Source organism: Paenibacillus sp. FSL H8-0122 (assembly GCF_038005345.1).
Classification (GTDB): Bacteria; Bacillota; Bacilli; order Paenibacillales; family Paenibacillaceae; genus Paenibacillus_AQ.
The window spans coordinates 2,206,800-2,231,182 of sequence record NZ_JBBOTB010000001.1; the positions used below are offsets into that span (position 1 = coordinate 2,206,800).

Sequence of the window (24,383 nt, forward strand, 5' to 3'; positions counted from 1 at the left end):
GCTATTTAGGGGAAGAGAAATGCTGTTATTCATACAACTTTTTTGGATTTACGCAGTATTAATGAAGGGATTGTTGTATTTAGTGCAGAATTTTAAGATTCGGAGACTGGGATTGTATGGAAATGGGTAAGTCCTGAAGTATCTTTGGGATTCGCGGTAAGTCATATATTCGCTGGTTGATCATAGATGTAGCTTATTTTAATTTTAGTGGGCAGGTGGAGAGATGATGAGTGAGATAGATATGCTTGGGTACGAAAAAGAAGGCTGGGGGCAATCCTTCCGTCACATCGCAGGTGTGGATGAAGTGGGGCGGGGTTGTTTGTTCGGAGATGTGGTGGCTGCAGCGGTAATTTTGCCGGTGGGGCTGATTATTGAGGGTGTGGATGACTCGAAGAAGCTGACGGCCAAAAAGCGGGATGCTCTGTATGAGACCATTATGGAGCAGGCGCTGGCGGTAAGCTTAGGGCATGTGGAGGCGGCGGTAATCGATGAAATTAACATTAAGCAGGCTTCGCGTCTGGCGATGCGCCTAGCGGTAGAAGGATTAAGCCAGCAGCCGGACTATATGCTGATTGATGCGGAGAAGGTGGACCTGCCCTTGCCGCAGCGTGCCATCATTAAAGGGGATGCCAACAGCCAGTCGATTGCTGCCGCATCCATTGTAGCCAAGGTGACACGTGACCGGCTCTGTGAGGGCTTGTGGGAGGAGCTATACCCGGATTACGGGATCAAAGTACATAAAGGATATGCTACCAAGCTGCACCGTGAACAGATCAAGGCACTGGGTGTAACTCCGATGCACCGGCGCAGCTTCATCGGCAATATTCTTGCCGAGCAGGAACAGTTGTCTTTATTCTAAAAATATAAGAATGTATAGTTTCACATCTACATTATCCTTCTATTTCTCGCTGAAACGGTGCCGTCCTCTAAAAGGATGGCATAGCAGTTTCCACTTGGCGTATCATCCCGATAATCACAATTGAAGACGAAATACCGATATAAATAGAAAGAAGGGAGGCGGACAACATGAACATCGGATCACTGGTTCGCGGTTTGCTTGGCGACAGCAAGGCTGGGGAGGCCAAATCTGTAGAGCTTAAGGAAGGTCAGGTTGTTCGCGGCGTTGTGCTAAGCGTATCCGATTCCGGAAAAGAAGCGGTGGTGCAGATTCAGGGAACGCCGGTACGGGCTGAACTGGAAACACCGCTGGCAGCCGGTCAGACGTTGAACCTGCAGGTGGGTGCACCAGGAGAAGGCGGCTTGCCGGTGCTTAAGCCGGTCTCTCTGGGGGAGGCGGCTATGGTCTCGCCGCAGAGTATGGGCGAGGCGCTGGAGTCGCTTGGACTTGCCAATTCCAAGGCGGGACGGGAGATTGTTCAAGCGATGCAAGCCGGAGGGCTGGCCTTCACCAAGGAGACTGCAGCGAAGCTGGATGCAGTCATGAATGCCAAGCCTCCAGGTGTCCCTGCTTCAGAGTGGCTGGAGGCGGCTGTAATCTCAGTGAAGCGCGGCTTGCCTGTAACGGCTGAGACGGTGAAAGGGCTGCAGCAGGCTGTATTCGGACCGAAGCTGCATGATCTGCTGGCGAAGCTGGAGACTGCGCTGAACGTCTGGGTGCAGCAAGGAGCGGACGGTGACGGATCAGGTCAAGGAGCGGGGAATAGCAGACCTGCGGGAGGGCTGCTGACAGGCGGAGCGAATGCCGGTCTGCCTGGTAATACTCCAGCAGCCGGTGCTCTTCCGGGAGGGGCTGCCGGGGTGAATACTCAGGCAGGAGTAACCGGTAATGCGGGTACTTCGCAAGCTGCTGGCAGTGCCAATGGACAAGCTGCATTAGTACCGGCGGGAGATTCGGAGCCGGCAGGAAGCGGGAATGCGGTTGGAGCGCGAGAAGGTGCGGGTGCTGTAGCGGGAACGCGTGGTGAAGGAGCGGGGAACGCGGCAGGGGCGCGTGAAGGAGCGGGTGCTGTAGCGGGAACGCGTGGTGAAGGAGCGGGGAACGCGGCAGGGGCGCGTGAAGGTGCGGGAATTGCAGCAGCAGCGCGCGAAGGTGCGGGAATCGCAGTTGGAGCGCGTGACGGCGCTGGGAACGCAGCTGGAGCGCGTGAAAGCGCAGGGAACGTGGCAGGAACGCGTGGCGAAGGAGCGGGGAACGCAGCTGGAGTGCGAGAAAGCGCAGGAAACGCGGCAGGGGCGCGCGAAGGTGCGGGAATCGCAGCTGGAGTGCGAGAAAGCGCAGGGAACGCGGCAGGGGCGCGCGAAGGTGCGGGAATCGCAGCTGGAGTACGAGAAAGCGCAGGGAACGCGGCAGGAACGCGTGAAGGTGCGGGAATCGCAGCTGGGGTGCGTGAGGGCGCGGGCGTTGCCGCGCAGGCGCAGAGCGCTGCGGGGCCTGCCCTGCTCGCGAAGCTGCAGGGCGTGCTCTCCGAGCTGCGCGGCACTCTGCCGCAGCTCGCCGAAGCGCCGCCCGCCTCCGGCGCGGCGGGCGGCAGTGCAGCCCCTGCGGCTGCGCCGCCGCAGGGGGAACCCGCCGCCACCCAGGGGACAGACCCCTGGGTGGGGCGGATCTTGAAGCTGCTCGGTGCGGAGCACGAGCAGCAGATCCTGCGCGGCGGCGGGGCGCATACCGCCGCCGCGCAGGCAGCGTCCGGCGGCGCAGAAGATGCCGCCGGTACGCTCAAGGGCGTGCTGCTGCAGGTACTGGGCAGCAGCGAGACCCCGCCCGCGGTGAAGGAAGCCGCGGGCCAGCTGGTGCAGCAGCTGACAGGCCAGCAGCTGCTGCTGAATACAGACCGCACCGCGCCGTTCGCGCAGGTGACGATGTTCCTGCCGCTGCATGGTCCGGATGGCCGGGAGACGGCCTCCGTCCAGATCCAGTCACGGCGCGGCAGCAAAGGGGAACTCGACGCGGCGAATTGCCGCTTGTGGTTCGATCTGGACATGAAGCAGCTCGGCCAGACGATGGTCGATGTACAGGTGGTCGACCGCATCGTCAGCCTGAAGCTGCATAACGATGAACCATGGGTACTGGAGCTGCTGGAGGGCCGCCGCGAGGAGATGAAAGCGGCGGTAGAAGGCATAGGTTATCAGCTGTCCAGCCTGCGTACGGAGGCATTGCCGGAACGGAGTGTGGCCGCTGCTGCGGTGAAGCCGTCCGATTATGCTCCTCAGGAGTACAAAGGAGTGGATTACCGCATATGAGTGAGTCTGAGCAGAAGGTTCCGCAGAACCTCAAGAAGGCAGTGGCGCTCAAATATATTCCGGGCCAGAGCGAAGCGCCGGTGGTTGTCGCTAAGGGGCAAGGCTCGGTTGCAGACATCATCCTGCAAAAGGCAAAGGAAAACGGAGTAGCGGTGCAGGAGGATGCGGCGCTGGTAGAGGTGCTGTCGAAGCTGGATCTCGACCAGCAGATTCCGCCTCAGCTCTATCAGCTGGTGGCTGAAATTCTCAGCTATGTATACCAGAGTGACCGGACAGCTGGTGAACGGAGACAGAAGTGAGCCATAACGGAGACGGCAGAACCTACACCCGTCAGGAGAAAGGCGCTGCTGCCGAGCAGGCGGCCCGAATGTATCTGACTTCGCGGGGCTACCTCATCCGGGATTATAACTGGCGCTGCCGCAGCGGAGAGCTGGATATTATCGCGGAGTATGAAGGCGCTCTGGTCTTCATTGAGGTGCGCAGCCGGAGCGGCTCAACCGTGCAGGGCACTGCGGAGGAATCGGTTGATGCACGCAAAATCCGTCAGGTGAGAGAGACAGCCCGGGTCTACCTGCACATGCAGGGACTGCAGCCGGCTGCGATTGCCTTCGATGTGATCGCTGTACAGCTTCAGCCGGATTTAAGCATCGCCTCCCTGCGCCATCTCCGGGAAGCCTTTTAGCTGTCTCTGTTTTGCAAAAACAGGTTAGAATTTAACAATTATCCTTGACAGATGCCGGACTTCATGGGTCATTTCTCAAAAGAAGTGGGTAAACATTAGTGTAACTTTTAATGCCACCATGAGGAGGGCTGCCGGAATGAGGAATCAATCAATGAATATACAGGTAAGCTTTACTTGCCAAAATTGTGAGCATAATATAGTAGCGGAACTTGGCGCAGAGCCCTTATCCGTTGTATGCTGCAGTAATTGTAATAAGACATTCACCGTTATGCGGCCTGCAATAGCGGAAGAGATATTGATTGACTGGGAGAATGAAGCGTTATTCCACAAGATGCGTGCTGAGAAAACCCAAGACAGCAACAGCAGCCTCTTGTCACTGGTCATCAATGTGATTGAGCTGCTGACCTGGCGCGACAAGGGTAACGGGCAAGTGGAGGCCATTAAGGAAATGCGCAAATGGCTGATCGAGCATGAGGAAGGTCCGCCGGTGGCGGAATTAATACAAATGGATGTGAACCGGCGCGGAGCCAAACGGAAGTGGAATGAATAAGCAACAGGCACTTAGCGAAAGCGGGGAGCGATCTTGTCCAACGAATTTTTTACCTCAGATCATCATTTTGGCCATAAGCTGATCATTGATTTTGAATCGCGGCCTTTTGCCAGTGCGGAAGAGATGGACAAGGTGATGGTTGCGAACTGGAATGCAGTCGTAAGAGAGGAGGACACGGTTTTTCATCTGGGGGACTTTTCTTTCAGGAATCAAGAGGAGACCCGGAGCATTGTGGCTGCCCTGAACGGGTACAAAATACTGATTCTTGGCAATCATGACCGTGGACGCGGACGGGGCTGGTGGCTGGAAGCCGGATTTGATGAGGTCAGTGAGTATCCGCTGATATACAAGGAGTTTTTTCTGCTCTCGCATGAGCCGATGTATATGAACAAGCATATGCCTTACGTGAATGTGCACGGTCATATTCATGGACAGAAATATGAGGGCAATCATCACTTTAATATTTGTGTGGAGCACTGGAATTACACCCCGCTGTCCTTTGAACAGATAAGGGATTCGGTGGTAGCCAGTGAAGAAGGCTGAATAAAATGATTCTTTGGTCGTAGTTGCATATTTATGCAAGACGATTGAAAACCGATTTTTATGCAGCGCTATATGCGCAATAACCTTGCATGTTGTGTAGGGTTTTAGGTATACTGAGTGTAATTGAGCTTACGGAAAAAGAGGAAGCACCTTTTTTCCTGGAAACGAACGCCCGTTGCGGGTGTATTTCTGGAGAAGAGGTGCTTATTTGTGTACGGAAAAATGCATAGCGCATGCCTGTATGGCATTGAAGGTGTAATGATCGGAGTGGAGGTGGATCTGGCTAACGGCTTGCCGCAGACCCATATTATCGGCCTGCCGGATTCAGCAGTCAGGGAAGCGGTGGAGCGGGTACGGTCCGCCGTCAAGAATTGCGGTTACAGCTATCCCCAACAGCGGGTGACGATTAATCTGGCCCCGGCGGATCTGCGCAAGGAGGGCTCGGCATTTGATCTGGCGATCGCCCTGGGGATACTGACAACCAGCGGCCAGCTTGTTATGCCGGAAGCCGGGCAGATGCTGCTGATTGGTGAGCTTGCGCTCGACGGAAGTCTGCGGCCGGTAAATGGGGTATTATCCATGGCCCAGGCTGCGCGGCAGGCCGGGATTCATGCTGTTCTGGTGCCGCCCGGCAATGCGGCTGAAGCTGCGTTGATCGCGGGAATGAAGGTGTACACTGCCGGGCATTTGCGGGAGCTGCCTCAGCCCGGTCAGCTTCCTCCGCCGAATCCGGTTGAACAGTCTGAAGCAGCCGGATCAGACTTGCCCTTGCCGCAGGCTGATTTACCGTTTCCGGTATCGGTATCTGTAAGCGCTGATGCGACCTCCAGGAAGCGTCCGCCCGTTCTGGCGTTGTCCCTGGACCATTTGAGATACCATTCTGAGCCAGCGGAGAATATTCCCTCCCTGCTTGGGGTGAAGCAGCTTATGGATGAAGATTACAGCGATGTTATCGGCCAGAATCATGTGAAGCGTGCCCTTACGATTGCGGCAGCGGGAATGCACAATATTATTCTGATCGGCCCTCCAGGTACGGGCAAGACGATGCTGATTAAGCGGTTACCCGGAATTCTTCCCGATCTTAATGATCAAGAATCGCTTGAAGTGATGAAGATATTCAGTGCTGCCGGGAAGCTTAGGGACGGCGGAGGCGGCTTGCTGCGCGAGCGTCCGTTTCGTTCACCGCATCATACCATCTCGGCAGCCGGATTGATCGGCGGGGGCGGAATTCCGAAGCCGGGGGAGGTTAGTCTCGCGCACCGCGGCATTCTCTTCCTGGACGAGCTGCCCGAGTTCTCCCGGACCGTGCTTGAAGTGCTCCGCCAGCCGCTGGAAGATGGAATTGTCACCATCAGCCGGGCGCGGGCATCCTTCACTTTTCCTGCCCAGTTCCTGCTCGCTTGCTCCATGAATCCCTGCATGTGCGGGTTTCTGGGCAATGGCAGTGCAGAGCAGCGGTGCAGCTGCAGTCCGGCCAAAATCGCCCAGTACCGGGGCAAAATCTCGGGCCCGCTGCTGGACCGGATGGATATGCAGGTTGATGTGCCGCGTCCAAGAGCAGGCGACAGGAGTGTACCTCCGGTCTCGACGGCACAGATGCGTTCTGAGGTTCTGCGGGCTCAGGCGATTCAGGCGGAGCGATATAAGACTCTGCCGATTTCCTGGAACAGCGAGCTGTCCGGGGCGGCGCTTCGCCGTTATGCTGCACTGCGGCCGGAAGAGGAGATGCTGCTCAGCAGTATTCTCGAGAGTCTCGGACTCAGCATGCGGGCGCATGACCGGATTATTAAGCTGGCCCGCACGATTGCCGATCTGGAAGCAGCGGAGAAGATTGGCGCTGACCATCTGGCCGAAGCGGTCCAATACCGCAATCTGGACAGGCAGGTCATGGTGGAGGAGGAAGCCTGACACGCCAAAACCCCCGTCCGGGGCCGCCGGACAGGGGTTGGATGCTGAAACGGTACTATCCTTAAAAAGGACGGCAATGCCGTTTCTACTTGTGAAGCTATTCTTACAGCACGTTCAATTCTACTTCGATGTTACCACGGGTAGCACGGGAGTAAGGACATGCGCCATGAGCTTCTTGTACCAGCCGTTCAGCGGTCTCGCGGTCAACACCCTTGACCAGAACATCCATCTTCACGGCAATGCCGAAGCCGCCGTCTTCCACTTTACCGAAGCTGACGGTAGCCGTTACTTCAGAGCCTTCAATCTTTACCTTGCCCATACGTGCAACCATGTTCAGCGCGCTGTCGAAGCAAGCGGAATATCCGGCTGCGAACAGCTGCTCAGGATTCGTGCCTTCACCGCCGGCGCCGCCCATTTCGCGTGGTGTGCTGATCGCAAGATTCAATTTAGGGCTGTCGGATTCGATAGAACCCTGTCTGCCGCCTACGGCTTTTACTGTTGTTTCGTACATTTTCTGTTGGATGGTCATCATATTAAATCGCTCCCGTTCGTTTTCAAATTGTATTGTACACAACTTAATTTAACACAATTAAAATAAAAGTCAATCTATTTTCCACTATTAACATGATATTATGGATGAATTGTGATAAACTAATGTCACAAAGGCAGGTGAAGAAGAAATGCAAAAAGAATCCACTACAACCCCTGAGCTTATGCTGGAGAACCAGCTCTGCTTTACGATTTATGCCTGTTCACGTGAATTTACGAAGCTATACCAGCCTCATCTGGATAAGATCGGATTAACGTATTCGCAGTATCTGGTTATGCTGGTCCTGTGGGAGAGACAGCAATGTACAGTCAAGGAGCTGGGTGAAGCACTGTTCCTCGATTCAGGCACACTGACTCCGCTGCTCAAGCGGCTGCAGGCTGCAGGACTAATTTTGCGTGAACGTTCTTTGCAGGATGAGCGGAAGGTGCTGATATCATTAACACCCCAAGGCTTGTCGCTGCAGCAGAATGCTATGGACATTCCCGGCAAAATGGTAGAAGGTACGAAACTCTCCCCGGTAGAGTTCATAGATTTGCTGGGACAGTTCAAAAATCTCTTGGACCGGGTGCACGAAGCTAACATTAGCAATTCGAAATCGTAGTCTCACTCACATATAAAGGTATAGGTTTCGCCGTCCTGAATAAGGGCGGTAAAGCCGTTTCAGCATGGATGTCAATGCAATCGTTCGCATTCCGGCATGAAACCGAGCGAAAATGTATGTATAAATAGTGAAAGTTTTTAAGGAAAGCGTTTTTAAAACATGTTACAATATTCTGGGTTTCACATTCTGGCATATAGGTAATTATAGATATCACTATGTGATAGGAACTATATGCTACTGGCAGAGGACCGTACCGTTTGCAGCATATGCTTCAGGCGCAGGCGCTCTGCTTGTACCGGGATATTGCCGGTTAACAACCGGTCTGGACCCGGCTTTGGACAATCAAAACGGAATGCGGAATGACCGCAGGCTGCCTGCACAGGTCACCGCAACACTTTAGGAGGCTTCCGGAATGAATATCCACGAGTATCAGGGAAAAGAAGTACTTAAGAAGTATGGCGTAGCCGTACCGAACGGAAAAGTTGCTTATACAGTGGACGAAGCAGTGGAAGCTGCCGCAGCGCTGGGTACACCTGTGGTTGTAGTCAAAGCGCAGATTCATGCTGGCGGACGCGGCAAAGCCGGCGGCGTCAAGGTGGCGAAGAACAGTGATGAGGTCCGCAGCTTTGCGTCCGAGATCCTCGGCAAGACACTGGTGACCCATCAGACGGGACCCGAAGGCAAGGTAGTGAAGCGGCTGCTGATTGAAGAAGGCTGTCAGATTGTCAAAGAATATTATATCGGTCTGGTTGTGGACCGCGCTTCCGGACGGGTCGTCATGATGGCATCCGAAGAGGGCGGGACGGAGATTGAAGAGGTGGCGGCTACACATCCCGAGAAGATTTTCAAGGAAATCGTTGATCCGGCGGTGGGGCTTCAGACCTTCCAGGCGCGTAAACTGGCTTACAGCATTGCCATTCCTCCCGAACTGGTGAACAAAGCGGTCAAGTTCATGCAAGCGCTATATCTGGCTTTTGTGGATAAAGATTGCTCAATTGCGGAGATCAACCCGCTGGTCGTTACTGCAGACGGTAATGTGATGGCGCTTGATGCCAAGCTTAACTTCGATTCCAACAGTCTGTTCCGCCACAAGGATATCCTGGAGCTGCGTGATCTGGACGAAGAGGATGCCAAAGAAATCGAAGCGTCCAAATTCGACCTCAGCTACATCGCACTTGACGGCAACATCGGCTGTATGGTGAACGGGGCGGGCCTGGCGATGGCGACTATGGACATCATTAAATATTATGGCGGCGAACCGGCCAACTTCCTGGATGTAGGGGGCGGTGCGACGACTGAGAAGGTAACGGAGGCTTTCAAAATCATCCTGTCCGATGACAAGGTGAACGGTATCTTTGTTAATATTTTCGGCGGTATTATGCGTTGTGATGTCATCGCTACCGGTGTAGTCGAAGCGGCAAGACAGCTTGGCTTAACCAAGCCGCTGGTCGTACGTCTTGAGGGCACGAATGTGGCACTGGGCAAGGAGATTCTCGCCGGCTCCGGACTGAATATCGTTGCTGCTGATTCCATGGCGGACGGTGCCCGCAAAATCGTTGCTCTGGTGTAATATTCGACAATAAAAGTGAGGATGTGACCTATCGCATGAGCATTCTTGTAGATAAAAATACGAAAGTCATTACCCAGGGAATTACCGGCGCTACGGGTTTATTTCATACAAAAGGTGCGCTGGACTACGGAACACAGATGGTTGGCGGTGTAACTCCGGGCAAGGGGGGGACTACGGTTCAGATTACCCTGGACAACGGCACGGAGAAAAGTCTGCCTGTCTTCGACACGGTTGTTGCCGCCAAAGCAGCCACTGGTGCAACTGCAAGTGTCATTTACGTACCGCCTGCTTTTGCCGCAGATTCGATTATGGAAGCGGTGGATGCGGAGATGGACCTGGTCATTTGTATCACAGAAGGCATTCCGGTGCTTGATATGGTCAAAGTGTCCAGATACATGGAGGGCCGCTCCACGGTGCTGATCGGTCCCAACTGTCCGGGTGTCATCACACCTGGAGAATGCAAAATCGGCATTATGCCGGGTTATATTCATAAGCCGGGGTATGTCGGTGTAGTCTCCCGAAGCGGAACCTTGACCTATGAGGCCGTACATCAGCTGACGGAGCGCGGAATCGGCCAATCCTCAGCGGTAGGCATCGGGGGCGACCCGGTGAAGGGTTCGGAGTTTATCGACATCCTGAAGCTTTTCAATGAAGATCCGGGCACCAAGGCTGTCATTATGATCGGTGAGATCGGCGGGACGGCGGAGGAAGAAGCTGCACTGTGGATCAAAGAGAACATGACCAAGCCTGTAGTGGGCTTCATCGGCGGGGTTACGGCACCTCCAGGCAAACGGATGGGTCACGCGGGAGCAATCATTTCAGGTGGTAAAGGGACGGCGAGCGAGAAGATCGCTGTGCTGGAGTCCTGCGGCATTAAGGTAGCGCCAACACCTGCTGAAATGGGCTCTACTCTTGTCAGCGTGCTTGAGGAACGCGGCATCCTGAATGCCTTCACGACCCACTAGAGCGTTTCTTACGCTAGTTCAAAATGTTTTGGGTTCCCCGCAAAGTACCTGAGTTATCATCGAAGCTAAATCTCCACTTTGTGGGGTTGTTTTGTCACAGCTTTTCCTGCTGAAGCAGGTATAATGTATATCGAAGGTAAGCAACCTTTTGTCCCGGATGACGCGGATGAAAGGTTGCTTTTTTTGGTTTAAGACAATTTTGTTTAAGACAATATGGAAGGCTGGACCTTCCGCATGGGGAGAGAATACATATGGAAATTCGGGAGCTGTTGTTCGGTCTGCATGAGATGGAAGGGATCGGCTGGAAAAGTATCGACAAGATCCGCCGGGCGGGTCTTTTGACGAATGCTGTCTTCTCCTGTTCTGCTGAGGAGTGGGAGCGGGCTGGAATCAGCGGTGTAATATCCGCCCGGCTGGCGGCAGACTTCAACGAAGCATGGGTGCAGAGGCGCCTCTCTTTAATGGAAGAAAGCGGTGTAGCGATGGTCACTATTCTGGATGATCACTACCCTGTACAGCTGAGGGAAACCCCTCAGCCGCCTTGGGTATTGTACTACCGTGGCCGTTTGGAGCTGGCTTCCCGTCCCTCTGTTGCTATGGTGGGGACCCGGGTGCCTACCGCTTATGGGCGCAAGGTGGGGGAGATGCTGGCGGGACAGCTAAGTGCAGCCGGTCTCACGGTTGTAAGCGGCCTGGCGAGGGGGATTGACAGTGTCTGTCATGAAGCAGCGCTAGGCGGTGCAGGAGGGACCATTGCGGTGGTGGCAACCGGATTGGATAAGGTCTATCCTCCGGATAACCGTGAACTGGAGCGGCAGATTTCGCGGAACGGGCTGGTGCTTAGCGAATATCCTATCGGAACTCCGAGTCATCCCGGATTATTCCCGCAGCGCAACCGGATTATCGCCGGCTTGTCGCTGGGAACACTGGTGGTGGAGGCAGACAGCCGCAGCGGGTCCCTGATCACCGCCGATGCTGCGCTTGAAGCAGGCCGGGATGTGTTTGCCGTGCCGGGGCCGCTGACCTCTCCCAAGAGCAGAGGGGCACTGGAGCTGATTAAGCAAGGTGCGAAGCTGGTAACCTGCGCCTCAGATATTGTGGAAGAATACGTCTCCTGCCTGCCTTCCAAGGGGGCTGCATCTGCTTCAGCAGGAGCAGTAGAGCAGGAGAGTCCAGCCGGTCTGATGGAAAAGAAATTGACAAGTGAGGAGCTGCACCTTTACCATATACTGCATCAAGGCCCGTTTACACTCGATGAGCTGCTCACGTCAACGAGGTGGGATTTTGGACATTTGCATTCAGTTCTGTTATCTTTAATCATAAAAAAAGCGGTAACACAATTACCGGGTGCAATTTATAAGGTAATTTAATATAGAAGTAACTGTGGTAAGCATAGACTTTCTGGTACAGCCGGGTCCGAGGACTGGTTCAGGAGGTGATCTGCTTACGAACTTTTGGGAGGAAAACCTATGGCAGATGCGTTGGTTATTGTAGAATCACCATCAAAAGCGAAAACGATTGGTAAATATCTGGGCAGCAAATATATTGTTAAGGCATCAATGGGGCATATCATAGATTTGCCAAAAAGTCAGATCGGTGTGGATGTGGAGAATCAGTTTAATCCCAAATATATAACGATCCGCGGCAAGGGCTCTATCTTGAAGGAACTTAAGGATGCCAGCAAAAAAGTGAAAAAAGTCTATCTCGCAGCTGACCCGGACCGCGAAGGGGAAGCTATTGCCTGGCATTTGGCAAATGCGCTGAATTTGGACAACACACAGGAATGCCGCGTGGTCTTCAATGAAATTACCAAGCAGGCGGTGAAGGATGCCTTCAAGACACCGCGCAAGATTAATATGGATCTGGTGAACGCCCAGCAGGCACGGCGGATTCTGGACCGGCTTGTCGGTTACAAGATTAGCCCTCTATTATGGAAGAAAGTCAAAAAAGGCCTCTCCGCCGGACGGGTACAATCGGTAGCGGTCAAGATTGTTATGGACCGGGAGAATGAAATTTCTGAATTCATTCCTACAGAATACTGGAGCATTACTGCCCGGCTAGCGATTCGGGATTCTGAATTCGAAGCCAAGTTCCACCGGCTGAACGGCGAGAAGAAGGAACTGGGTCAAGAGAGCGATGTGCAGGAAGTGCTGGAAGCGATTAAGAACGCGGCCTTCCAGGTCAAAGAAGTGAAAGAGAAGGAGAGACAGCGGCATCCATCCGCTCCGTTCACGACAAGCTCACTGCAGCAGGAGGCTGCCCGTAAGCTGGGCTTCCGCGCGTCCAAGACGATGTCTGTTGCACAGCAGCTCTATGAGGGAGTGGAGCTGGGCAAGGAAGGCACTGTCGGGTTAATCACTTATATGCGTACAGATTCCACGCGTATATCCACTACGGCCCAGGATGAAGCCAAGGAGCTGATCCAATCCAAATACGGTGAGAAGTTCATTCCCGAGACGCCGCGTCAATATTCCAAGAAGGCTGCGGGCGCCCAGGACGCGCATGAAGCGATTCGTCCGACCTCTGCACTGCGTGAGCCGGATACGGTCAAGGAATTCATGAGCCGTGATCAATTCCGGTTGTATAAGCTGGTATGGGAGCGTTTTGTGTCCAGTCAGATGTCTTCCGCGCTGCTGGATACGTTGTCGGTAGATATTACAGCCGGTACAGCGATATTCAGAGCGGTAGGGTCCAAGGTCTCGTTCCCGGGCTTCATGAAGGTGTATGTGGAAGGGAATGACGACGGCACAACAGACGAAGAGAAGTTCCTGCCGCAGCTGAAGGCGGGCGATGAGCTTGAGAAGCGCGAGATTGAGCCGAAGCAGCATTTCACCCAGCCGCCGCCAAGATATACAGAAGCCCGTCTCGTCAAGACGCTTGAGGAACTGGGTATAGGCCGTCCAAGTACGTATGCTCCGACCCTGGAGACGATCCAGAAGCGCGGGTATGTGGCGATTGAAGAGAAGAAGTTCATGCCGACTGAGCTTGGAGAACTAATCATAGAGCAAATGGAAGAGTTCTTCCCGGAAATTCTCAATGTGGAATTCACCGCCCATATGGAAGGGGACCTTGACCATGTGGAGGAAGGTGCGGAGGATTGGGTGAAGGTGCTGGCCCAGTTCTATGAATCCTTTGAGAAAAGACTCCTATATGCGGAAGAAGAAATGAAGGAAATCGAGATTGAAGATGAAGTCTCCGATGAGCTGTGTGAGAAATGCGGCAAGCCGATGGTCTATAAGCTGGGCCGGTTCGGCAAATTCCTGGCCTGCTCCGGATTTCCGGAATGCCGCAACACCAAGCCGATCATTAAGGATATCGGTGTAAGCTGTCCGAAATGCCATGAAGGCAAGGTAGTGGAGCGGCGCAGCAAGAAGGGGCGTGTCTTCTACGGCTGCGACCAATATCCGGGCTGTGACTTTGTCTCCTGGGATAAGCCGTCAGTGAAGCCATGTCCGGCTTGCGGCTCCTGGATGATAGAGAAGCGCAACAAGCAGGGAACCAAGCTGCAGTGCACTTCATGTGATCATACAGAGGCTGTAATCGAAAGCGATGAGTTAGCAGAATAATAGGGCTACAGGAGGAACGGAAATTGACAGAAAAAGCACAAGTAACCGTTATCGGAGCAGGTCTGGCCGGAAGTGAAGCTGCCTGGCAGATCGCTTCGCGCGGTGTTCCGGTCAGATTGTATGAGATGCGTCCTGTCGTGAAGACACCGGCGCATCATACAGATCAGTTCGCCGAGCTGGTCTGCAGCAACTCATTGCGGGCGAATGGCCTCGGAAATGCAGTGGGTGTACTAAAAGAAGAAATGCGGCGCCTGGGCTCCCTGGTACTGGGTGCAGCCGACAGGCATGCCGTTCCGGCGGGAGGCGCTCTTGCTGTTGACCGGGACGGATTCTCCGGTGAAATCACGTCCATGCTGCATAACCACCCTCTGGTGGAAGTCATAAACGAGGAACTTACGCATATACCGGAGGAAGGGATTGTTGTTATTGCCACCGGGCCGCTGACTTCACCCTCCCTGTCCTCGGAGATCAAGGGACTGCTTGGCGAAGAGTATTTTTATTTCTATGATGCAGCGGCTCCGATTGTAGAGAAAGACAGCATCGATATGAGCAAGGTCTATCTGGCCTCCCGCTATGATAAAGGCGAAGCCGCCTATCTGAACTGTCCGATGACGGAAGAGGAATTCGATATTTTTTATGATGCGCTGATCTCGGCTGAGACGGCTGCACTCAAAGATTTTGAGAAAGAGATTTACTTTGAAGGCTGTATGCCGATTGAAATTATGATGAGACGCGGCAAGCAGACGGCACTGTTCGGCCCTATGAAGCCTGTAGGACTGATGAATCCTCATACAGGCAAGCTGCCTTACGCGGTTGTGCAACTTCGTCAGGATAATGCTGCCGGTACGCTGTATAATCTGGTTGGCTTCCAGACCCATCTGAAGTGGGGAGAGCAAAAACGCGTATTCTCACTCATTCCGGGCCTGGAGCAAGCGGAATATGTGCGTTATGGGGTCATGCACCGCAATACCTTCATTAATTCCCCCAAGCTGCTGCAGCCCACTTACCAGATGAAGGGCCGGGAGAGACTGTATTTTGCCGGCCAGATGACCGGGGTGGAAGGGTATGTAGAATCTGCGGCTTCCGGTATGATCGCCGGTATGAACGCAGCGAGAGCAGCGCTTGGCGAAGAGAGCCTGATCTTCCCCGAGGATACGGTGCTGGGCAGCATGCCCGCCTATATTACTTCGGCAGATCCTGAACACTTCCAGCCGATGAATGCCAATTTTGGCCTGCTGCCGAAGCTTGAGACGCGGTTCCGCAGCAAAAAAGAGAAGAATGAACGTCTGGCTTACCGGGCGCTCGACAGCCTTGCTGCTTATGCTGCAGCCCATGAATTGAAGTATGCTGAGCCGGAGCCGGTGGATGCTGATCCGGCAGAAGCGGATAGTTCTGCACAACCGGCACAATAGGTTCAGACCTGCATTACCTAATCTGAGGAGGGTGCCCATCATGTTACCCAGCTTTCATGCAACTACGATTTGTGCGGTAAGACATAACGGCCATGCGGCGATTGCCGGTGACGGCCAGGTTACATTCGGAGAGAGTGTCATTATGAAGACGACGGCCAAGAAGGTCCGCCGCCTGTACAGAGGTCAGGTCATTGCCGGGTTCGCAGGCTCCGTTGCTGATGCGATTACGCTGTTCGAGAAGTTCGAGGGGAAGCTTGAGGAGCACCATGGCAATCTGCAGCGGGCAGCGGTGGAGCTGGCCAAGGATTGGCGCCAGGACCGCATTCTGCGCAAGCTGGAAGCGCTCATGATTGTAATGGATAAGGAAGGCATGCTGCTGATCTCCGGCAATGGTGAAATTATCGAGCCGGATGATGATGTACTGGCGATCGGCTCCGGCGGTAACTTTGCGCTGGCTTCCGGGCGGGCGCTCAAGCGCCATGCCTCCCATCTGGGTGCCGGTGACATTGCCAGAGAAGCGCTGCAAATTGCCTCCGAGATCTGTGTATATACCAATTCCAATATTATTGTCGAAGAGTTATAGGCAAGGTGCCATATATAAAGGGAGGAAGTCACAATGGTGAATCAATCGCTTACGCCACGCCAGATCGTAACAGAGCTTGACAAATATATCGTAGGTCAAAAGCAGGCCAAGAAATCAGTGGCCGTTGCCCTCCGCAACCGGTATCGGCGCAGTCTGTTGTCCGAGGAGCTGCGGGATGAGGTTGTGCCAAAGAATATCCTGATGATCGGCCCTACCGGTGTAGGTAAAACAGAGATCGCCCGGCGTCTGGCTAAGCTTGTTAATGCCCCGTTTATCAAAGTCGAAGCGACCAAATTTACGGAAGTCGGCTACGTGGGGCGTGATGTGGAGTCGATGGTCCGTGATCTGGTAGAGACTTCTATCCGTATGGTGAAGCTGGAGCGCACCGAAAAGGTGAAGGACCGTGCAGAAGAGCTGGCGAATGACCGGATTGTGGCCATTCTGGTCCCTTCCTCCTCAAAGGGGAAATCGCAGCGCAATCCGTTTGAGATGATTTTTGGCGGGAACAACGGCGGGGCGGAAGAATCCAAGGAAGAGCCGGAGGACGGAAGCCTGAGCGAACGCCGCAGAGGGATCAAGTTCAAGCTGCTCGCCGGCCAGTTAGAGGATGACGTCATTGAGATTGATGTCGAGGACACGACGCCTTCGATGATGGATATGTTCGCCGGGCAGGGCAATGACCAGATGGGTATGAACATGCAGGAGATGTTCGGGAACCTGCTGCCGAAGCGTACGAAGAAGCGCAAGCTGCCGATCCGTGAAGCCCGCAAGGTGCTGATTCAGGATGAAGCGGCCAAGCTGATTGACACGGACGACATGATTCAGGAGTCGGTAGCACGCGCAGAGCAATCCGGGATTATTTTCATCGACGAGATCGACAAGGTGGCCAGCCAGGGCAAGGGCTCCGGTCCCGATGTATCCCGCGAAGGCGTGCAGCGCGATATTCTGCCCATCGTCGAGGGATCGACAGTCATGACCAAATACGGGCCTGTGAAGACAGACTACGTGCTGTTCATCGCCGCAGGCGCTTTTCATATTGCCAAGCCTTCAGATCTGATCCCTGAGCTTCAGGGGCGCTTCCCGATCCGTGTAGAGCTGAGCAGTCTGACACTTGAGGACTTTGTATCTATTCTTACGGAACCTGAGAACGCACTTACGAAACAATATGTGCATTTACTGCAGACGGAGAACATTGAAATCCAGTTCCAGAAGGAAGCCATTCAGGAAATTGCCAAGATCGCGGCCTCCGTGAATCAGAATATGGAGAACATCGGGGCACGGCGTCTTCATACGATCCTGGAAAAGCTGCTGGAGGATCTATCATTCGAGGCGCCTGAGCTGACGCTCGACACAATGGTCATCACTCCGGAGTATGTTCGCGAAAAACTGGCAGGAATCGCGCAGGACCGCGACTTAAGCCAATATATTCTGTGAGAAGGCAGAGCTATAAAATCATTAATATAGGTAATTCGAATTATGGTTATACAAATTTGATTCTAAATTCATGCATAAAAAGTTAAATAAATCTATAATAAAACATAAAATGTAATATAAAAGGAAAATAATTGTAAAAACATGCTTTAAGCCCTCTCTTTTCAGAAAAGATAGGGCTTATTTCTTATTGTAATAATATACAAATTCTAAGAGAATCAATGTATGTGAGATTGACATAAGAATCATTCATCGACATGGTTCGACTTTAAGACGAATATGTTGTGAAAAAAATGACTTTATTTGTCGAAAATAAGCAGGGATTTGAACAAAGTTGTGGAATTCTTTTCATTATGATAGGTTTGGAAGGGGGATTACTATGGGTTTGCTGAACAGTGTCAGTTTTCAAAGATTACAAGGAGGCCTAGATGCCGCCACCAAACGACAAAGTGTTCTGGCTAATAATGTAGCAAATAATGATACACCAAATTTTAAACGTTCAGATGTCAGCTTTGAGAGCTTCCTGAGAGATCAGGAGAGCGGACTTAAAGCCACGCTGGGTGCGAAAGTATCAGACTCCCGTCATTTCCGCTTCGGGACAGTGACCGGTATGCCGGCCGCTGTGGTCAGTACCGATGAGACTACATCTATGAATAACAACGGCAACAATGTGGATATGGATCGTGAACAGGCACTGAGCGCCGAGAACCAGCTGAGATACAACTCCTATGTTGAACAGCTGAACAGTCAGATCACAATGATGCGTACAGTTGTACAGGGAGGGTAATGAATAATGAACTTTGGCAGCAGCTTTGGTATTAGCGCCTCGGCTTTAACCGCCCAGCGACTGCGGATGGATGTGATCTCCTCCAATATCGCCAACGCCGAGACTACAAGAGCCTCCGTGGTGGACGGCAAAGCCGTACCTTACCGCCGTAAGCTCACAGTTCTGGAGACTACTCAGGCTGACAGCTTCGCGAATATACTAGGCTCCAAGATGAGCGGCGGCAATGATGGCGTCAAGGTGAAATCGATTATCGAGGATTCTTCTCCGCTCAAGCCGGTGTATAATCCGAGCCATCCTGATGCGGACGCTGACGGTTATGTCTATATGCCGAATGTGGATGTGACCAAGGAAATGGTAGACATGCTGTCTGCCTCCCGTTCTTACGAAGCGAATGTTACGATGCTGAATGCATCCAAATCCATGGTGACCAAGGCGCTTGAAATCGGCCGGTAGAATGAATTGACTGTCTAGGGGGAGAAGAATTGATACAGAATTTATTGATCGGGAACCAGGCGGTTCAGCCGCTGGCTATGAAGTCCGTAGCTGCAGAATCCTCAGCCGTGCAAGAGCCGGGACAGAGCTTCGGTTCATATCTGGAGAATGCGCTTAACCAGGTAGCAGATCAGGAACAGCAGGCGAAAGACATGAGTAACAAATTTGTACTGGGAGAGGTCAACATTGATGAGGCTATGATTTCGTCCCAACAGGCATTGCTGAGTTTGCAGCTGACTACACAAGTCCGGAACAAAGTGATTGAAGCCTATCAGGAAATTATGAGAACTCAAATCTAAATAATCCTAGCTACGTTTCGGATGGGGTGACACTGTGAATGAAAGATTGGCCCAGTACCGGGAGAAGATAACCCAGTATTGGAACAGATTCAGCGGTAAACAGAAGATATTATTTTTCTCCACTCTGTTTATTATCATTATAATAATCGTAGTTACGACCATGCAGTTATCGAAGGTGGAATACGAGGTTGCTTTTCAGGACCTGGACAGTACCGATTCAGCGGGAGTTATGAGTTATTTGGATACATCAGGGGTGTCTTACCGTTTAAGCCCGGATGGTAAAAGTATCTCAGTTCCCAGTACGGACGCTGCACGTATCAAGATAGCTGTTGGTTCTCAGGGAATCGTTCAGCAAGGCTCAATCGGGTACAAGGTATTCAATGAATCCTCGTCCATGATCGGTACTACAGACAGTGAATTCAATGTTAAATACAACAATGCGCTTAATGGTGAAGTTGAACAGCTGATGAGAAGGATGCAGGGGATCAAAGACGCCAAGGTTCTCATTACCCTGCCGAAGGAGACAGTATTCGCCTCACAGGAGGATCAGGAGAAAGCGCAGGCTTCCGTGGTGATGAGCTTTGATCCGGGATTCAGACCTTCCCAGGAGAATATTGACGGCTACTTCAATCTCGTGAAGACCGCTGTCCCGAATCTTCCCATCGACAACATTACAATCACCAACAACGAGGTGGAGCTGAAACCGACGGCCAAGGGCGGCCAGGCGGGGATCTCCAGCCAAGTTGAAGAGAACTTCGCACTCAAGAAGAAATTCGAAGATGATGTGAAGCGAGATGTGAAGCAATTCCTGAGTACTCTCACAGGTCCCGATAAGGTCGATGTCCTGGTGTTCTCCAAGCTTAATTTCGATAAGGAGAACAGAAAGGAAGATGTCGTAGTACCGGTGGATGCTGAGAATATGAAGGGGATTGAGATCAGCTCGCAGATTATCAGCAAAACATTCTCGGGCCAAGGGAACACTTCCGGAGGAGTCGCAGGTACAGGATCTGAAGATGTTGCAGGTTATCCTGCGGGGGCTGACACAGGTGCTTCTTCTTCTGAGGAATCATCGGAGACAAGGAACTATGAAGTTACTAGAATCACTAAAGATATTATCGCAAGTCCATATACTGTAAAAGATTTAACCATAAATGTTGCGGTTGAACCACCTGCAGGACAAACAACTTTGGACGAGGCTACTTCAGGAGCAATACAGAACATTCTGGTCAACATTGTCCGCGCGTCCCTGGCAGATTCAGGTATCACTTATACAGACGCAGACCTGACCAAAAAAGTTTCGGTATTCTCGCAACAATTTGGAGGTGCCACTGCCGAGAGCGCATCCGGCGGACTGGCAACCTGGATGATCTGGGCCATCGGTGCGGCAGCTCTGCTGGTCGGTGCAGGCGGAGGATATCTGATCTACCGCAGCCGCAAGAACAAGCAGGAGGAAGAGGTCGAAGAAGATATTCCGCTGCAGGTTCCTACCGAGTTCCCTTCAATTAATATGGATAGCGTGACGAATGAAAGTCAGGTCCGCAAGCAGCTGGAAAGTCTGGCGAAGAAGAAGCCGGATGAATTCGTAAATCTGCTCCGCACCTGGCTTGCTGAAGAACAGAGGTGAAGAGATGGCAAAAGCTAGCCAGCAGGGACTCAGCGGCCGTCAAAAGGCGGCGATCCTGCTTATCACACTAGGGCCTGAAGTATCGGCACAAATATTTAAGCATCTGCGGGATGAGGAAATCGAACAGCTGACGCTGGAAATTGCGAATGTACGCAAGGTGGACAGCGGGGAAAAAGAGTCGATTATGTCCGAATTCCATCAGATCTGTCTCGCACAGGAATATATCTCGCAGGGCGGTATCAATTACGCCAAAGAGATTCTGGAGAAAGCTCTCGGCTCGGCCAAGGCGCTCGAAGTCATCAACCGCCTGACGGCAACGCTGCAGGTAAGACCTTTCGATTTTGCCCGTAAGGCTGATCCGAACCAGATTCTCAACTTCATCCAGAACGAGAATGTACAGACTATTGCACTTGTACTCTCTTATCTGCAATTTGAACAGGCGGCCTCCATCCTGTCTTCCCTGCCTCAGGAGAAGCAGGCGGAGGTGGCCAGAAGAATAGCAATTATGGACAGCACCTCTCCAGAGGTGGTCACCCAAATCGAACGTGTACTGGAACAGAAGCTGTCTGCTACAGTCACCCAGGATTATACGAATGCAGGCGGTATCGAATCGATTGTACAGATTTTGAACGGCGTAGACCGCGGTACAGAGCGGACCATTCTGGATTCCCTGGAAATTCAGGACCCGGAGCTGGCCGAGGAAATCAAGAAGCGGATGTTCGTCTTCGAGGATATCGTCAATGTCGACAACCGCTCGATTCAGCGGATTATCAAGGATATCGACAACGCGGACCTGCAGCTTGCGCTCAAGGTGGCCAGCGAGGAAGTGCGGGATGTGATCTTCCGCAATATGTCCAAGCGTATGGCCGAGACCTTCCGCGAGGAAATGGAATACATGGGACCTGTGCGGCTGCGTGATGTGGAAGAAGCACAGACCCGCATCGTAGGCACGATCCGCAGACTCGAAGAGTCTGGTGAAATTATCATCGCCCGTGGCGGAGGAGATGACATTATTGTCTAAGCTGATCAAGCATTCTCAATATATTCCGGTAGATGTGCTGAAGCGTCTTGAACAGGCCAGGCATCATGCAGGTCTGACTGAAGAGCCGGCTCCTGAAGAGCCTCCGGGTGAAGTACACTACCAGGACCCCGCGAGAGAGGCAGCGGAGCAGTCACGCAAGCAAATGCTGAAGGATGCTCAGGAGTTCGCGGAGAGTCAAGTCCGCAGCGCCTCCGAGGAAGCGGAGAATATTGTGGAATCAGCACGGACGGAAGCTGAAGAATGGTGGCGCGAGCGTAGAGAACAAGATGAGCTGCTGATCGAAGCCGTCAAATCCGAGGGGTATCAGCAAGGGTACCAGGAAGGTCTGGCTCAAGCAGAGCAGGAGATGTCCCGGCGTCTCGCCGAGATGATGGAAGAAGCGCGGACCGTGCTTCAGGAAGCCTACCGGGCAAGAGATGTAATTATTCAGGAGGCGGAACCGTTTCTTGTAGAGCTAAGCTGCGATATTGCTGAGAAAATCGTGGACAAGCAGCTGACCGTTGAACCGCAATTTGCGATGGATTTGATCCGTAAGAACCTGGCCCGCAAACGCGAGCAGGGGCTGATCTCACTCTGTGTGTCTCCTGCACAGTTTGCTTTTGTCAATGCGGCCCGCGAAGAACTCTCGCTTGCTGTGGACTCTCAGGCTGAACTGCAGATCCTCCCGGATTCAACAGTCAGAGATCTGGGATGTGTGATCCGGTCTTCCTTCGGCAGTATCGATGCCCGGGTTGATACCCAGCTTGCCGAAATTAAAAAAGAGCTGCTAAGAATCGCTCTGGACTCGGAAGAACACGGAAATGGGGACGACGATGCTTGACAGCAGAAGATACAAAGATCAGCTGCGTAACTTCGATCCGGTAAGGATTAACGGTAAGGTTACACAGGTTATCGGGCTGATGGTGGAGTCGGAAGGGCCTGACGCCAGCATCGGTGATGTGTGCTATATCTATCCTGCCAAAGGAAGTAAGCCGCTTCAAGCAGAGGTTGTGGGGTTTCGTGATAACAAGGTGCTGTTAATGCCGCTTGGCGAACTGCAGGCCATCGGGCCTGGCTGTGATGTGGTGGGCACCGGCAAGCCGCTGAGCGTTCAAGTCGGCTCGGAGCTGCTCGGGAAGGTTCTCGACGGTCTGGGTCAGCCGCTGGACGGTTCGCTCATACCGGCCAGAATGCCGCATAGCTCCACCTTCAATATTCCGTCCAATCCGCTTAACCGCCCGCGGGTCGCCGAGCCGATCAGCATTGGAGTCCGGGCTATCGATGGACTTTTGACGATCGGCAAGGGGCAGCGTGTGGGGATTTTTGCCGGCTCGGGTGTTGGGAAGAGTACCCTGATGGGGATGATTGCCCGCAACACCTCGGCAGATGTCAATGTGATTGCGCTGATCGGTGAACGGGGCAGAGAGGTGCTTGATTTCATTGAGCGTGATCTGGGACCTGAAGGCCTTCAGCGTTCGGTAGTCATTGTGGCTACTTCCGATCAGCCTGCGCTGATCCGGATCAAGGGGGCGCTGATCGCTACTACGATTGCCGAGTACTTCCGTGACCGTGGTCTGAATGTCATGCTCATGATGGACTCGGTAACGCGTTATGCGATGGCGCAGCGCGAGGTGGGACTGGCTGTCGGTGAGCCGCCTGCGATGAGAGGGTACACACCTTCTGTGTTCGCCAGTCTGCCTAAGCTGCTGGAACGGGCCGGGACGGGTCCTACAGGCTCAATCACCGCGTTCTACACGGTGCTGGTTGACGGTGACGATATGAACGAGCCGATAGCAGACGCTGTACGCGGTATTTTGGACGGACATATTGTTCTGAACCGGAATATAGCCAACAAAGGACATTTTCCGGCGATCGATGTTCTCGCAAGCATCAGCCGGGTGATGAAGGATATCGCCCCGGAGGAGCAGATTGCAGCAGCCGAGAATGTGAAGCGCCTGATGGCGGTGTATAAGGATTCCGAGGATCTGATTAACATCGGAGCCTACCAGAGGGGCTCTAACGCACAAATCGATGAGTCGATGCATTACATCGACAGCATCTGGGATTTCACCAAGCAAAAAGTGAACGAGAAGGTAACCCTTAGCGAAGTGCAGCAGACTTTAATTTCACAGTTCTCGAGGAGTTGATTGATCATGAGATTCCATTATACTTTTCAAAAAGTGGTGGACTTGAAGGGTAACGAAAAAACACAGGCAGAGTGGATGCTCTCAAGCGCGCTCGGAGAACTGCAGGCACAGGAAAAAAGCCTTGATGAATTAATCGGCCAGCGCAGCACGCTGATGTTGTCCCTGCAAAGTGCAGCACAGCAGAAGACACCGATGGCTAAGCTTCGCGAAATGCAGGATTACGTAGATTATCTCGACAAATGCATTGCCCGCAAGCATTCCGATATCAGCCGGGCACATGTTGAGGTTCAGAATAAGCAGGATCACCTGAGTACTAAGGTTCTGGATGAGAAGGTATGGCTTAAGGCCAAAGACAAAGCACAAACCGCATTTCTGCAGAATATGAGTTTACGGGAACAAAACGAACTGGATGAGATGGCTACCGTCCGCTTCGCGATGAAATCCCTCTAAC

24 protein-coding genes are annotated in these 24,383 nt (G+C 52.9%); 23 read left to right on the forward strand and 1 reads right to left on the reverse strand.

Annotated elements, in window-relative coordinates; all coding sequences use genetic code 11:
- Window positions 1-226: 226 nt before the first annotated feature.
- The 7 genes from NSS64_RS09655 (at window position 227) to NSS64_RS09685 (ending at window position 6,884) form a co-directional block, all read left to right on the forward strand.
- Window positions 227-859 (forward strand): ribonuclease HII, encoded by a 633-nt coding sequence (locus NSS64_RS09655; protein WP_340940049.1) that lies wholly within the window; start codon window positions 227-229, stop codon window positions 857-859.
- A 167-nt stretch (window positions 860-1,026) separates the two neighbouring features.
- Window positions 1,027-3,201, forward strand: coding sequence for a hypothetical protein (locus NSS64_RS09660; protein ID WP_341139974.1), 2,175 nt, complete (start codon window positions 1,027-1,029; stop codon window positions 3,199-3,201).
- A complete protein-coding gene (locus tag NSS64_RS09665; protein ID WP_036692460.1) occupies window positions 3,198-3,500 on the forward strand; it encodes an EscU/YscU/HrcU family type III secretion system export apparatus switch protein in 303 nt (100 codons plus the stop codon). The genes NSS64_RS09660 and NSS64_RS09665 overlap by 4 nt, the downstream gene beginning before the upstream one ends.
- Complete coding sequence (locus tag NSS64_RS09670) at window positions 3,497-3,883, forward strand: YraN family protein (RefSeq protein WP_341139975.1); 387 nt, start codon at window positions 3,497-3,499, stop codon at window positions 3,881-3,883. Before NSS64_RS09665 ends, NSS64_RS09670 begins: the two co-directional genes overlap by 4 nt.
- A 268-nt stretch (window positions 3,884-4,151) precedes the next feature.
- Window positions 4,152-4,433 (forward strand): hypothetical protein, encoded by a 282-nt coding sequence (locus NSS64_RS09675; RefSeq protein WP_341139976.1) that lies wholly within the window; start codon window positions 4,152-4,154, stop codon window positions 4,431-4,433.
- A 33-nt stretch (window positions 4,434-4,466) separates the two neighbouring features.
- Window positions 4,467-4,976: a phosphoesterase gene (locus NSS64_RS09680; RefSeq protein ID WP_341139977.1), complete on the forward strand. Its 510-nt coding sequence runs from the start codon at window positions 4,467-4,469 to the stop codon at window positions 4,974-4,976.
- A 210-nt stretch (window positions 4,977-5,186) separates the two neighbouring features.
- On the forward strand, window positions 5,187-6,884 hold the full coding sequence (locus NSS64_RS09685; protein ID WP_341139978.1) for a YifB family Mg chelatase-like AAA ATPase: 1,698 nt from the start codon (window positions 5,187-5,189) through the stop codon (window positions 6,882-6,884).
- Window positions 6,885-6,987: 103 nt separating this feature from the next.
- Here NSS64_RS09685 and NSS64_RS09690 read toward each other — a convergent pair whose 3' ends face one another.
- Window positions 6,988-7,416: an organic hydroperoxide resistance protein gene (locus tag NSS64_RS09690; protein WP_076078603.1), complete on the reverse strand. Its 429-nt coding sequence runs from the start codon at window positions 7,414-7,416 to the stop codon at window positions 6,988-6,990.
- 148 nt (window positions 7,417-7,564) lie between these two features.
- Between NSS64_RS09690 and NSS64_RS09695 the strand changes: the two genes are divergently transcribed.
- From NSS64_RS09695 to fliJ, 16 genes are all read left to right on the forward strand, one after another.
- On the forward strand, window positions 7,565-8,035 hold the full coding sequence (locus tag NSS64_RS09695; protein ID WP_340940061.1) for a MarR family winged helix-turn-helix transcriptional regulator: 471 nt from the start codon (window positions 7,565-7,567) through the stop codon (window positions 8,033-8,035).
- A 412-nt stretch (window positions 8,036-8,447) separates the two neighbouring features.
- Window positions 8,448-9,605 carry an ADP-forming succinate--CoA ligase subunit beta gene (gene sucC / locus NSS64_RS09700; protein ID WP_340940063.1) on the forward strand — a complete coding sequence of 386 codons (1,158 nt, stop codon included), beginning with the start codon at window positions 8,448-8,450 and terminating at the stop codon, window positions 9,603-9,605.
- 35 nt (window positions 9,606-9,640) lie between these two features.
- Window positions 9,641-10,570, forward strand: coding sequence for a succinate--CoA ligase subunit alpha (gene sucD, locus NSS64_RS09705; protein ID WP_036692470.1), 930 nt, complete (start codon window positions 9,641-9,643; stop codon window positions 10,568-10,570).
- Between the two features lie 251 nt (window positions 10,571-10,821).
- Complete coding sequence (gene dprA / locus NSS64_RS09710) at window positions 10,822-11,940, forward strand: DNA-processing protein DprA (RefSeq protein ID WP_341139979.1); 1,119 nt, start codon at window positions 10,822-10,824, stop codon at window positions 11,938-11,940.
- A 99-nt stretch (window positions 11,941-12,039) separates the two neighbouring features.
- Window positions 12,040-14,136: a type I DNA topoisomerase gene (gene topA / locus NSS64_RS09715; protein WP_340940066.1), complete on the forward strand. Its 2,097-nt coding sequence runs from the start codon at window positions 12,040-12,042 to the stop codon at window positions 14,134-14,136.
- Window positions 14,137-14,159: 23 nt separating this feature from the next.
- Window positions 14,160-15,548, forward strand: coding sequence for an FADH(2)-oxidizing methylenetetrahydrofolate--tRNA-(uracil(54)-C(5))-methyltransferase TrmFO (gene trmFO / locus NSS64_RS09720; RefSeq protein ID WP_340940067.1), 1,389 nt, complete (start codon window positions 14,160-14,162; stop codon window positions 15,546-15,548).
- A gap of 40 nt (window positions 15,549-15,588) precedes the next feature.
- The gene (gene hslV, locus NSS64_RS09725; protein ID WP_036724650.1) at window positions 15,589-16,131 is read left to right on the forward strand and encodes an ATP-dependent protease subunit HslV; all 543 of its coding nucleotides are present in this window, start codon (window positions 15,589-15,591) and stop codon (window positions 16,129-16,131) included.
- A gap of 33 nt (window positions 16,132-16,164) precedes the next feature.
- On the forward strand, window positions 16,165-17,565 hold the full coding sequence (gene hslU / locus NSS64_RS09730) for an ATP-dependent protease ATPase subunit HslU (RefSeq protein ID WP_036724651.1): 1,401 nt from the start codon (window positions 16,165-16,167) through the stop codon (window positions 17,563-17,565).
- Window positions 17,566-17,941: 376 nt separating this feature from the next.
- Complete coding sequence (gene flgB / locus NSS64_RS09735) at window positions 17,942-18,349, forward strand: flagellar basal body rod protein FlgB (protein ID WP_036724652.1); 408 nt, start codon at window positions 17,942-17,944, stop codon at window positions 18,347-18,349.
- A gap of 6 nt (window positions 18,350-18,355) precedes the next feature.
- Window positions 18,356-18,802: a flagellar basal body rod protein FlgC gene (gene flgC / locus NSS64_RS09740; protein ID WP_036692480.1), complete on the forward strand. Its 447-nt coding sequence runs from the start codon at window positions 18,356-18,358 to the stop codon at window positions 18,800-18,802.
- Between the two features lie 29 nt (window positions 18,803-18,831).
- Complete coding sequence (gene fliE, locus NSS64_RS09745) at window positions 18,832-19,140, forward strand: flagellar hook-basal body complex protein FliE (protein WP_036724654.1); 309 nt, start codon at window positions 18,832-18,834, stop codon at window positions 19,138-19,140.
- Window positions 19,141-19,174: 34 nt separating this feature from the next.
- On the forward strand, window positions 19,175-20,764 hold the full coding sequence (fliF, locus tag NSS64_RS09750) for a flagellar basal-body MS-ring/collar protein FliF (RefSeq protein WP_341139980.1): 1,590 nt from the start codon (window positions 19,175-19,177) through the stop codon (window positions 20,762-20,764).
- Between the two features lie 4 nt (window positions 20,765-20,768).
- Window positions 20,769-21,785, forward strand: a complete 1,017-nt coding sequence (gene fliG / locus NSS64_RS09755; RefSeq protein WP_036692485.1) for a flagellar motor switch protein FliG — start codon at window positions 20,769-20,771, stop codon at window positions 21,783-21,785.
- Window positions 21,778-22,626: a FliH/SctL family protein gene (locus tag NSS64_RS09760; protein WP_339310156.1), complete on the forward strand. Its 849-nt coding sequence runs from the start codon at window positions 21,778-21,780 to the stop codon at window positions 22,624-22,626. Before fliG ends, NSS64_RS09760 begins: the two co-directional genes overlap by 8 nt.
- Window positions 22,619-23,932, forward strand: coding sequence for a flagellar protein export ATPase FliI (gene fliI, locus NSS64_RS09765; RefSeq protein ID WP_036692488.1), 1,314 nt, complete (start codon window positions 22,619-22,621; stop codon window positions 23,930-23,932). The genes NSS64_RS09760 and fliI overlap by 8 nt, the downstream gene beginning before the upstream one ends.
- Window positions 23,933-23,938: 6 nt before the next feature.
- Window positions 23,939-24,382, forward strand: coding sequence for a flagellar export protein FliJ (gene fliJ / locus NSS64_RS09770; RefSeq protein ID WP_340940068.1), 444 nt, complete (start codon window positions 23,939-23,941; stop codon window positions 24,380-24,382).
- Window position 24,383: the final 1 nt, after the last annotated feature.

Coding starts and splice junctions, on each gene's coding strand:
- NSS64_RS09695 (WP_340940061.1), top strand. CDS start 7,565: ATGCAAAAAGAATCCACTACAACCCCTGAGCTTATGCTGGAGAACCAG.
- hslU (WP_036724651.1), top strand. CDS start 16,165: ATGGTGAATCAATCGCTTACGCCACGCCAGATCGTAACAGAGCTTGAC.
- sucC (WP_340940063.1), top strand. CDS start 8,448: ATGAATATCCACGAGTATCAGGGAAAAGAAGTACTTAAGAAGTATGGC.
- NSS64_RS09655 (WP_340940049.1), top strand. CDS start 227: ATGAGTGAGATAGATATGCTTGGGTACGAAAAAGAAGGCTGGGGGCAA.
- sucD (WP_036692470.1), top strand. CDS start 9,641: ATGAGCATTCTTGTAGATAAAAATACGAAAGTCATTACCCAGGGAATT.
- flgB (WP_036724652.1), top strand. CDS start 17,942: ATGGGTTTGCTGAACAGTGTCAGTTTTCAAAGATTACAAGGAGGCCTA.
- topA (WP_340940066.1), top strand. CDS start 12,040: ATGGCAGATGCGTTGGTTATTGTAGAATCACCATCAAAAGCGAAAACG.
- dprA (WP_341139979.1), top strand. CDS start 10,822: ATGGAAATTCGGGAGCTGTTGTTCGGTCTGCATGAGATGGAAGGGATC.
- hslV (WP_036724650.1), top strand. CDS start 15,589: ATGTTACCCAGCTTTCATGCAACTACGATTTGTGCGGTAAGACATAAC.
- NSS64_RS09675 (WP_341139976.1), top strand. CDS start 4,152: ATGCGGCCTGCAATAGCGGAAGAGATATTGATTGACTGGGAGAATGAA.
- NSS64_RS09660 (WP_341139974.1), top strand. CDS start 1,027: ATGAACATCGGATCACTGGTTCGCGGTTTGCTTGGCGACAGCAAGGCT.
- flgC (WP_036692480.1), top strand. CDS start 18,356: ATGAACTTTGGCAGCAGCTTTGGTATTAGCGCCTCGGCTTTAACCGCC.
- NSS64_RS09665 (WP_036692460.1), top strand. CDS start 3,198: ATGAGTGAGTCTGAGCAGAAGGTTCCGCAGAACCTCAAGAAGGCAGTG.
- fliI (WP_036692488.1), top strand. CDS start 22,619: ATGCTTGACAGCAGAAGATACAAAGATCAGCTGCGTAACTTCGATCCG.
- fliG (WP_036692485.1), top strand. CDS start 20,769: ATGGCAAAAGCTAGCCAGCAGGGACTCAGCGGCCGTCAAAAGGCGGCG.
- fliJ (WP_340940068.1), top strand. CDS start 23,939: ATGAGATTCCATTATACTTTTCAAAAAGTGGTGGACTTGAAGGGTAAC.
- NSS64_RS09690 (WP_076078603.1), bottom strand. CDS start 7,416: ATGATGACCATCCAACAGAAAATGTACGAAACAACAGTAAAAGCCGTA.